Source organism: Vogesella alkaliphila, assembly GCF_014652475.1.
Lineage (GTDB): Bacteria > Pseudomonadota > Gammaproteobacteria > Burkholderiales > Chromobacteriaceae > Vogesella > Vogesella alkaliphila.
This window is the reverse complement of the sequence record NZ_BMYW01000004.1, coordinates 97,240-107,102: the sequence shown is the minus strand read 5'-3', so window position 1 is coordinate 107,102 and position 9,863 is coordinate 97,240. Positions and strand designations below refer to the sequence as shown.

Below are 9,863 nucleotides of genomic sequence, written 5' to 3'. Positions count from 1 at the left end.
GCCACCAGCCAGCGGCGGGCGGCGTGGGCGTTGAGCAGTGTTTCCGGGGTGGTGAACGACTTGGAGGCCACGATGAACAGCGTGGTCGCCGGCTGGCACTGTTCCAGTGTTTGCGCCAGATGCTGGCCGTCGACATTGGACACGAAGTGGACATTCAGTCCCGGCCGGCAGTACGGGCGCAGCGCCTCGTGCACCATCAGCGGCCCCAGGTCGGAACCGCCGATGCCGATATTGACCACGTCGCGGATAGGCTGGCCGTCATGACCGCGCCAGTCGCCGCCGCGCACGGCCTCGGCAAAGCGGCTGCACGCCGCCAGCACGTCTTGCACCTCGTCCACCACGTTGACGCCGTCCAGCAGCACGCGGCGGCCGGCCGGCTGGCGCAGTGCGGTGTGCAATACCGCGCGCTGTTCGCTGACATTGATGCGCTCGCCGTCGCGCATCCACGCTAGCCACTGCCCAAGGTTGGCCGCATCGGCCAGCTCCAGCAGCAACTCCAGGGTGCGGTCGGTGATGCGGTTCTTGGAGTAGTCCAGCAGCAGGCCGTCCAGCTCCAGCGAATAGCGGTGAAAACGCTGCGCGTCCTGCTCGAACAGCTCGCGCATGTGCACGTGGCGGGTGGCACGCTGGTGCTGGTGCAGCCGCGCCCACACCGGCGTGCTGTTGATCGCGGCGTGGCGCTGGCGCGCCATCTGTTCAAGGAAACTGCTCATCCCGGGCATCGCCTTACACTTTGAGGAAGTGTTCGCGGTAATAGCGCAGCTCCTCGATCGATTCGAGGATGTCCGCCAGCGCCTCGTGCTTGCCTTTCTTCACCACACCCTTGGCGATGTCCGGGCGCCAGCGCTTGCACAGCTCCTTCAGCGTCGACACGTCGAGGTTGCGGTAGTGGAAGTAGCGTTCCAGCTCCGGCATCCAGCGCGCCATGAAGCGGCGATCCTGGCCGATGGAATTGCCGCACATCGGCGACACGCCCTTGGCGATGTGTTCCTGCAGGAAGGCCAGCAGCTGCTGCTCGGCCTCGGCTTCGCTCAGCGTCGAGGCCTTGACGCGGGCGGTGAGCCCGGTCTTGCCGTGGGTATTGGTGTTCCACTCGTCCATGGCGGCCAACGTTTCGTCGCTCTGGTGCACGACCAGCACCGGCGATTCGGCGACCACGTTCAGTTCGCTGTCGGTGACCACCATCGCGATTTCGATGATGCGGTCGGTGTCCGGCTCCAGCCCGGTCATTTCCATGTCCAGCCAGATGAGATGCTTGGGATCTTGCGGCATAATGCTCGTCTCTAACGAAATGCAGGCATTTTCCTTTAATAACCGCCCTTGGGCAAACCCGGCTCGCCATGAATCTATTCACCTGGTCTTTCCTGCTCGCCGTGCTGCTGTCGCTGGCGCTGCGGCTCTACCTGTCGCAACGGCAGATCCGCCATGTGCGCCAGCATGCGGCCGAGGTGCCGGCCGCCTTCCGAGACCGCATCACGCTGCAGCAGCACCAGCTTGCCGCCGACTACTGCGTGGCACGACAGCGCCCCGGCCAGTGGCAGGCGGTCGCCGACAGTGCGCTGCTGCTGGCGTTGACGCTGGGCGGCGGCCTGCAATGGCTGTGGCAGCAGCTGGCCGCGCGCGGGCTCGCCGGCTTGTGGCAGGGCGTGGCGCTGATCGGCGTGCTGGCGCTGCTCAGCAGCGTGCTCAGCCTGCCGTTCGGCCTGTATCGCACCTTCATCATCGAGAAACGCTTCGGCTTCAACCGTACCAGCTGGCCGCTCTACTTTACCGATATGGCCAAGGGCGGCGCGCTGGCCGTCATCGTCGGTGCACCACTGGTCTCGCTGATCCTGTGGCTGCTGCACGCCGCCGGCGACTGGGCGTGGCTGTGGGTGTGGTGCAGCTGGACACTGTTCAGCCTGGCGATGCTGTGGGCGTACCCGACGCTGATCGCGCCGCGTTTCAACCGCTTCACCCCGCTGGCCGATCCGGCGCTGCGCCAGCGCATCGACGACCTGCTGGCGCGCACCGGCTTTCACAGCGACGGCGTGTTCGTGATGGATGGCTCGCGCCGCTCCAGCCACGGCAACGCCTACTTCACCGGCTTTGGCAAAACCAAGCGCATCGTGTTCTTCGACACCCTGCTCACCCAGCTGGACGAGGGCGAGATGGAGGCGGTGCTGGCGCACGAACTGGGCCACTTCAAGCACGGCCACGTCCGCCAGCGCATCGCCACCACCTTCCTGCTGTCCTTCCTCAGCCTGTCCCTGCTCGGCTGGCTGCTGACGCTGCCGGCCTTCTACAGCGGCCTGGGCGTTGACGAGATGGCACCGGCGCTGGGGCTGGTGCTGTTCATGCTGGCGGCACCGGCCTACACCTTCCCGCTGACGCCGCTGTTCAGCCAGCTGTCGCGGCGTCACGAATACCAGGCCGACGACTTCGCCGCCCGCCACAGCAGCGCCAGCGAGCTGATCAGCGCGCTGGTCAAGCTGTACCGTGACAATGCCAGCACACTGACGCCAGACCCGCTACACTCGCGCTTTTACGATTCCCATCCACCGGCGAGCCTGCGCATCGCCCACCTGGAAAGGCAAGCACAATGAATCTGCAACACATGCACTGCGAGGCCCAGCACGGCCTGCACTCCCTCAGCGAACAGACCCGCACCGAGCTGCTGGCCCACCTCGACGGCTGGGCGGTAGAAGGCATCGAGCTGGTCAAGACCTTCCGTTTCGACGACTACTACCGCACCATGGCCTTCGTCAACGCGCTGGCCTTCATCGCCCACCAGCAAGATCACCACCCCGACCTGTCGGTGCACTACAACCGCACCGTGGTCCGCTTCAGCACCCACGACGCCGGCGGGCTGACCCTCAACGATTTCATCTGCGCCGCCAAGACCGAAGCACTGGCGGCCGGCAAATGAGGCAGCAAGGTCAGATCATCCGCAGTTACGGCCGCCGCTTCATCGTCGAGTGCGACGGCCAGCAGTACGATTGCACCACCCGCGGCAAGCGTGTCGATTACGCCTGCGGCGACCACGTCGAGCTGTCGGTCATCAACGGCGAACAGGCGGTGATCGAGCAGGCCTGCGAACGCAAGAGCCTGCTCTACCGCCAGGACGACTGGCGCACCAAGCTGATTGCGGCCAACGTGACGCGCATCGTGTTCGTCACCGCCGCGGTGCCCACGCCCAGCGAGGAGCTGCTCAACCGCTGCCTGCTGGCCGCCGAGGCCGCCGACATCGAGCCCATCATCCTCGTCAACAAGTGCGACCTGCCGGAAACCGCCGACTGGCTGGCCAAGCTGCAGCCGTACCGCGAACTGGGCTACACCCTGGTCACGGTCAGTGCCCTGCACGACATCAACGAGCTGCTGCCGCTGGTCAAGGGCCAGACCTCGGTTTTTGTCGGACAGTCCGGCATGGGCAAGTCGACGCTGACCAACGCGCTGCTGCCAGCCGCCGAGGCACGCGTCGGTGATATTTCCACCGCGCTGGACGCCGGCCGCCACACCACCACCCACGCCGCGCTCTACCATCTGGACGACGACAGCCATCTCATCGACTCGCCCGGTCTGCAGGAATTCGGTCTCAGTCACCTAGCCGCCACCGAGCTTGCCGGCCTGTTCCCGGAAATGCGCCCCTATATCGGCCACTGCCGCTTTCACAACTGCACCCACCGCGCCGAGCCCAATTGCGCGATCAAGAGCGCCAGCGATGAAGGCCGCATCCGCCCGGCCCGACTGGCTTTGCTGCAGAAACTGACGAACCAGCTTGTTAATGCCTAACGAATAAAATTTTCGCGTAACAATCCGTTTACATTTTCTGATGATGACCCTAATCTGTCATGAAATGACAACAAGGGGGCGCTAGCATCCCCTCCATTCCGACAAAAAGACAAGGAGTCAGCATCATGAGTAAGCGAATCGCGTTGGTTACCGGGGGCATGGGTGGTATCGGTACCGCCATCTGCAAGGCGCTGGCCGACAGCGGCCACATCGTGGCCACTACCTACAGCAAGCCGGGCAAGGAACAGGGCTGGCTGGCGGACATGAAGGAACAGGGCTACGACTTCCACGCCTTCCAGTGCGACGTCAGCGATTTCGACTCGTGCCAGCAGGCGGTGGCCGCCGTTACCGCTCAGCTTGGCCCGGTGGATGTACTGGTCAACAACGCTGGCATCACCCGCGACGCCAGCTTCCGCAAGCTGGGCAAGGCCGACTGGGACGCGGTGATCAGCACCAACCTCGACTCCGTGTTCAACGTGTGCAAACCGGTGGTGGAATCGATGCTGGAGCGCGGTTTCGGCCGTGTGATCAACATCTCGTCGATCAACGGCCAGAAAGGCCAGTTCGGCCAGACCAACTACTCCGCCGCCAAGGCCGGCATGCACGGCTTCACCATGGCGCTGGCACAGGAAGTGGCGCGCAAGGGCGTGACCGTGAACACCATCAGCCCGGGTTACATCGGCACCGACATGGTGATGGCGGTACCGGAAGACGTGCGTAACAAGATCATCGCGCAGATTCCGGTCGGCCGCCTGGGCCAGCCGGAAGAAATCGCCGGCCTGGTCAACTACCTGGCTTCCGATCTGGCCGGTTTCATGACCGGTGCCGACTTCGCCATCAACGGCGGCCAGCACATGATGTAAACGCGACCGCCGCAAGGGTGGCCGCACGCAAAAAGCCGGGATGCCTTCCCGGCTTTTTTGTTATGCTGCGTTCCCCTTTTTCACACTGATGGAGTCCTGCCATGGCAGAACAGCTGCTGATCGCCGAAGGCTCGCGCGAGGCGCAATACCAGGCCCTGTTACCGCAGGTGCTGGCACTGATCGAATCCGAGAGCGACATCATCGCCGCCATGGCCAACTGCAGCGCCGCGATCCAGCAGACCTTCAACTGGCTGTGGACCGGCTTCTACCTGGTCAAGGGCGAGCAGCTGGTGCTGGGGCCGTTCCAGGGCCCGATCGCCTGCACCCGCATCCCGAAAGGCCGCGGCGTGTGCGGCAGCGCCTGGGCGCAGGCGCAGACGCTGATCGTGCCGGACGTGGACGCTTTCCCCGGCCACATCGCCTGCTCGTCGGCGGCGCGTTCCGAGATCGTGCTGCCGGTTTGCGATGCTGCCGGCACGGTGGTGGCGGTGCTGGACATCGACGCCAGCGAACTGGCGCAGTTCAGCGAGCTGGACCAGCGCTACCTGGCGCCGGTGTGCGCGGCGCTGGGCAAGCTGTTCAGCCAGCCAGCAAGCTCCTGACCTGCTCCGCCAGCTGCGCCGCCGGCATCGCCCCCAGCTGCGCCTGTTCGGCCTGCAGCCACAGTAGCAGGTGTGGCAGGCGGTGCTGCTGCAGCAGCGTCTGTTCCTGCTGCAGTTGCTGCAGGACCGTGCTGCGCTGCTGCTCGGCGGCGGCCAGCTCGTCATGACGTTGCTGCCACTGCTGCCGCAACGCCTCGCTTTCCGCCAGCCTCTCCTGTAACGCCGCCAGCTCTGCGGCCAACCTGCCATTCTCCTGCGCGCGTTGCGCCAGCTGCTGCTGGCTGCTGTCGCGCAGCGTCGCCAGTTGCTGCGCCAGCTGTTGCCGCTCCGCCTGCCACTGCTGCTCGCGCTGGCGCAACAGCGTGCGTTCGTCCTCCACCTGCTGATACAGCTGGATGCGCATGCCTTCCAGCCGCTCGTAGGCCAGCGCCTCGCGCCGCTCGCCGTCCTGCTGCAGTTGCTGCAACTGCCCCGCATGGCGCGCTTCCAGCGCCTCGACACGCTGGTCGGCTGCCTGCTGGGTGGCGACGATCTGGCCGCGCGCTTCCTGCAGTGCCGCCTCGCTGGCGAGGGCGCGTGCCTCCTGCGCCGCCAACGCCTGTTGTAACTGCGCGAGGCTGGCCGCCAGCTGCTGCCGCTCCTGCTCGGCGCTGTCGCAGCGCTGGCTCAGCGCCTGTTGCTGCGCGGCGGCGGCGACCAGTCCGCGCTGCGCCTGCGCCAGCTCGGCGACCAGCCGTGCCACTTCCTGCTGCGCTTCTTCGCGCAAGCCGGCCAGGTTCTGCTCCGCCTCGCCGCAGGCCTGCTGCCAGATCTGGGCAAAGGCCTGCGCCAGCGCCGGCGACCAGTCCGGGTGCCGGGCACTGGTTGCCATCTTGCCGAGAAACTCCTGCCGCCACTGGCGCAGGGTGTTGTTGATGGTGGTATTGGAGCCGGTGCCCAGCCGCGCGCGCACCTCCTGCACCGTCGGCCACACGCCGGCGCCGACCAGTTCCAGCGCCACGTCGCGCACTCGTGTATGAATATCCATGCTTGTTTTCCTGCTGGCTGTCAGCCTTGTTCTGCGTCGGCACGACACGCCGATTTCTGCAGCGGTGCTTATAACACTGCCAGCCCCACCGCGGCCAGTGCCGGCTCGCACGGCAGCCACACGCTGAACACCGCGCCGCCCTGCGGCTGGTTGGCGGCCTCGATCACGCCGCCACCGCGCTCCGCCAGCCCCTGGCACACCCACAGCCCAAGGCCGGTGCCGTCGTGCTTGCTGGTGAAGAACGGATCGAACAGCCGCGCCATGTCGGCCTCGGCGATGCCGTCGCCGTTGTCGGCCACGCTCAGGCGCAGGCCGGGGCGGCCGTCGCTGCCGGGCGCGTCGTGCGCCGACAGCGTCAGCACCCCGCCCTGCGGCATCGCCTGGATCGCGTTCAGGATCAGGTTGATCAGGATCTGCTGCAGCTCGAAACGGTTGGCCAGCAGCGTGGCGCTACTGTGCCACTGCTTCACCACCGCGATATTGCCGCGGTTCATCTGGTAGCCGACCAGCAACAGGCTGTCCTGGAACACCTCCTGCGGCTGCACCTGCTGCAGGTCGCCGGCGTATTCGCTCGGCCGCGCGTACTGCAAGAGTTTGGCCACGATCAGCCGGATGCGCTGCACCTGTTCGCGCATCAGTCGGATTTCCGGCAGCACCGGCGCCGCCGCCTCGCCGAGCAGCTCCTGCATCAGCTCCAGATTGCCCTGGATCACCGCCACCGGATTGTTGATCTCGTGCGCGGTGCCGGCTGCCAGCTGGCCGATGGCGGCCAGTTTTTCCGACTTGAACAGCTGCTGCTGCGCGCTGAGCAGGGTGTGGTTGGCTGCCGCCAGCTCGCGCGTGCGCTCCGCCACCTTGTCGTCCAGCTCGCCGGCCCAGCGCAGCATGGCCTGGTTCTGCGACTCCAGCCGCGCCAGCAGCGCGTCGAAATGGGCGGCCAGCAAGGCCAGCTCGTCCTGCTGCGGCAAGGCGCCGACACGGGCATCCAGCCGGCCGGCGGCCACTTCGCTCATGGTCTGGCGCAGGCGCTCCACCGGGGCGATCACCGAGCGCGCAAAGCGCCAGCTCACCCACGTCGCCGCCGCCATGGTGATGGCGAACAGCACGAACAGCACCGCCAGCGCCATCCACTTGGCCAGCACGAACGGTTGCTCCAAGAAACCGACGTACAGCATGCCGATACGTTGGCCGCGGCTGTCCAGCAGCGGCTGGTAGCCGGACACATACCAGTCGCCGATCACCCGCGCCCGGTTCAGCCACGCCTGGCCGCGGCCCAGCACCTGTTCCGACACCTCCTGCGACACGCGGCTGCCGATGGCACGCCCGCCGCGCGGGTAAGTCACCGTGGTGGCGATGCGGGTATCGTCGAGGAACAGCGTGGCCGAGCCGCGGCTGCGGATCGGCAGCGACCCCTGCGGATACACCAGATGACGGATGCGGTCGATGAACTCGATGTTGCGGTTCAGCAGCACGCCGCCGACCAGCACCAGCGGCTGCCCCGGCACCCTGGCCGCGGCGTGCAGCAGCAGACCGTTGTCACTGACGTTGCGCCGGCTCGGCCGCGCGCCGGGCGTCGCCAGCAATTCGATGTGCGAGCGCGCCTGCAGCAGCGGCGACAGCGCGGCCAGCTGCGCCGGGGTAAACACGTCCAGCGTGGCGCGCTGCGTGCCGCCGCTGGCGGCCAGCACCACCGCCGGCTGCGGGTAGCGCAGGCCCAGGCTGGCCGGCAGCGAAGCGGCCACCACCCGCTGCCGTGCGTCCAGCAACAGCAGGTAGTCCAGCCCCAGGCTGCGCGCCCGCTCACGCAGCAGCGCGTCGGGCGAGCTTGTCCGCGGCTGGCGCCGGGTATCGGCCAGCGCCTCGGAACTGGCCAGCGCCTCGATGCTGCGGCCAACGTCGCTCTGCACCCGCTCGAAATAGGTGGCCGCCACCGCCAGATCGCTGCGCACCTTGAAAACCAGCAGCTCCTCGAACGCCGCCCCGCCCCAGCCGGCCAGCAACAGCAGCAGCACCGGAAAACCGACCACCAGCGGCAGCAGCGCCAAGGTGACGAAGCGGGTGCGCACCGAACGGTTCAGCGGCTGCAGCAGGCGCCGCCACAGGCCGTTTACTCGCCCCAGGACAGGCATTTGCGCTCCAGGGTCTTGCGGGAAATGCCGAGCCGGCGCGCCGCCTCCGACTTGTTGCCGGCGCAGGCGGCCAGCACCGCGCGGATATGTCGGGTTTCGACCTGGCTCAGGCTTTCTTCCGCCGGCGCCGCCCCGGCCGCCAGCTCGCCGACGGCCGGCGGCAGCCGCGTCGCCGGCAGGTCCTGCGGCAGGTAGCCGAGGATCAGCGAGCGTTCGATCAGGTTTTTCAGCTCGCGCACATTGCCCGGCCAGTCGTAGGCGGCCATCGCCGCCAGCAGCGCCGGCTCCACCTCCACCGGCGCCACGCCCAGCGCTGGGCTGAGCAGGTCCATGAAGTGCGCCACCAGCTCCGGCAGGTCCTCGGTGCGCTCGCGCAGCGGCGGCAGCGCCAGCTCCAGCACCTGCAAGCGGTAGTACAGGTCGGCACGGAAGCGGCCGGCGGCGACCTCGTCCGCCAGCGGCTTGTTGCTGGCGGCGATCACGCGCACGTCGACCTTGATTTCCTGCTCCGAGCCGACCGGGCGGATGCTGCGCTCCTCCAGCACCCGCAGCAGCTTGGCCTGGATCGCCAGCGGCAGCTCGGCCACCTCGTCCAGGAACAGCGTGCCACCGCGCGCGTAGTAGAACAGGCCGTCACGGCTGGCGGCGGCGCCGGTATAGGCGCCCTTGAGGTGACCGAACAGCTCGCTCTCGATCAGCTCCTGCGTGATCGCCGCGCAGTTGACCGGCACGAAGCTGGCGTCGGCGCGCGGGCTGAGCTGGTGCAGCGCCCGTGCCACCACCTCCTTGCCGGTGCCGGACTCGCCCTGGATCAGCACCGTCGACGGCATCGGCGCGAAGCGCTGCAGCAGGCCGCGCAGCTCGGCGATCGCCGCCGAGCGACCGATCAGGCCGTCGCGGCTGACCTTGCTGCGGCTGGCGTGCGACGCCACCTCGCGGCGCAGCACCCAGTTTTCCGCCTCCAGCCGCGCGCGCTCGAAGGCGCGCCGGGCGGCGTTGATCAGCTGCGCCAGCGAGAACGGTTTGAGCAGGAAATCCGACGCGCCGGCGCGCAGCGCGTCGATGGCGGTTTCCACGTCGGCAAACGCGGTCATCAGGATCACCTCACTGTTGACGCCGCGTTCGCGCAGCTGCTTCAGCCAGTGGACGCCGGACACGCCCGGCAGCGAGATGTCGAGCACGATCAGGTCGAAGCGCTGCTGCGCCACCAGCGGTTCGGCCGCTTCCACGCTGCCGGCGGTGTGCACGCTGCCGCAGCGCGATTCCAGCGCCCGCCTGATGAAATTGACCATGCCCGGCTCGTCATCGACCACCAGCACGCTGTAGCTGTCCCATTGCCTGGCCGCCGCATTCTTGCTTGCGGCCAACGTTTCGTCTTGCTGCAAAAGCTTGTTCCCCTCATGGACAAATTGACCCAGCCCGCGCAGCGGCGTTGCGACTATTTGTCCGTTCAAGCCGGGCCTGATGGCCG

10 protein-coding genes are annotated in these 9,863 nt (G+C 67.3%); 5 read left to right on the top strand and 5 right to left on the bottom strand.

Annotated elements, in window-relative coordinates; all coding sequences use genetic code 11:
* Together IE100_RS16415 and orn are read right to left on the bottom strand one after the other, a co-directional pair.
* Positions 1 to 692, bottom strand: a 692-nt coding sequence (locus IE100_RS16415; RefSeq protein WP_506016871.1) for a phosphoglucose isomerase-related protein, incomplete at its 3' end; no start/stop codon positions are given.
* A 34-nt stretch (positions 693 to 726) separates the two neighbouring features.
* The gene (gene orn / locus IE100_RS07710) at positions 727 to 1,272 is read right to left on the bottom strand and encodes an oligoribonuclease (RefSeq protein WP_189373527.1); all 546 of its coding nucleotides are present in this window, start codon (positions 1,270 to 1,272) and stop codon (positions 727 to 729) included.
* A gap of 68 nt (positions 1,273 to 1,340) precedes the next feature.
* Between orn and IE100_RS07705 the strand changes: the two genes are divergently transcribed.
* The 5 genes from IE100_RS07705 (at position 1,341) to msrC (ending at position 5,236) form a co-directional block, all read left to right on the top strand.
* Entirely contained in the window at positions 1,341 to 2,585 is a 1,245-nt protein-coding gene (locus tag IE100_RS07705; protein WP_189373526.1) for a M48 family metallopeptidase, read from the top strand.
* A complete protein-coding gene (locus tag IE100_RS07700; protein WP_189373525.1) occupies positions 2,582 to 2,908 on the top strand; it encodes a 4a-hydroxytetrahydrobiopterin dehydratase in 327 nt (108 codons plus the stop codon). Before IE100_RS07705 ends, IE100_RS07700 begins: the two co-directional genes overlap by 4 nt.
* On the top strand, positions 2,905 to 3,771 hold the full coding sequence (gene rsgA, locus IE100_RS07695) for a ribosome small subunit-dependent GTPase A (RefSeq protein ID WP_189373524.1): 867 nt from the start codon (positions 2,905 to 2,907) through the stop codon (positions 3,769 to 3,771). Before IE100_RS07700 ends, rsgA begins: the two co-directional genes overlap by 4 nt.
* Positions 3,772 to 3,896: 125 nt before the next feature.
* Positions 3,897 to 4,634, top strand: coding sequence for a beta-ketoacyl-ACP reductase (locus tag IE100_RS07690; protein ID WP_189373523.1), 738 nt, complete (start codon positions 3,897 to 3,899; stop codon positions 4,632 to 4,634).
* Positions 4,635 to 4,735: 101 nt separating this feature from the next.
* Entirely contained in the window at positions 4,736 to 5,236 is a 501-nt protein-coding gene (gene msrC / locus IE100_RS07685) for a free L-methionine (R)-S-oxide reductase MsrC (protein ID WP_189373522.1), read from the top strand.
* On the opposite strand, the gene IE100_RS07680 is transcribed toward msrC, so the two are convergent.
* From IE100_RS07680 to IE100_RS07670, 3 genes are all read right to left on the bottom strand, one after another.
* Entirely contained in the window at positions 5,214 to 6,263 is a 1,050-nt protein-coding gene (locus IE100_RS07680; RefSeq protein ID WP_189373521.1) for a DNA-binding protein, read from the bottom strand. The genes msrC and IE100_RS07680 overlap by 23 nt on opposite strands.
* Positions 6,264 to 6,331: 68 nt before the next feature.
* Positions 6,332 to 8,392: a sensor histidine kinase gene (locus IE100_RS07675; protein WP_189373520.1), complete on the bottom strand. Its 2,061-nt coding sequence runs from the start codon at positions 8,390 to 8,392 to the stop codon at positions 6,332 to 6,334.
* A complete protein-coding gene (locus IE100_RS07670; protein ID WP_229800277.1) occupies positions 8,371 to 9,777 on the bottom strand; it encodes a sigma-54-dependent transcriptional regulator in 1,407 nt (468 codons plus the stop codon). The genes IE100_RS07675 and IE100_RS07670 overlap by 22 nt, the downstream gene beginning before the upstream one ends.
* Between the last annotated feature and the right edge of the window lie 86 nt (positions 9,778 to 9,863).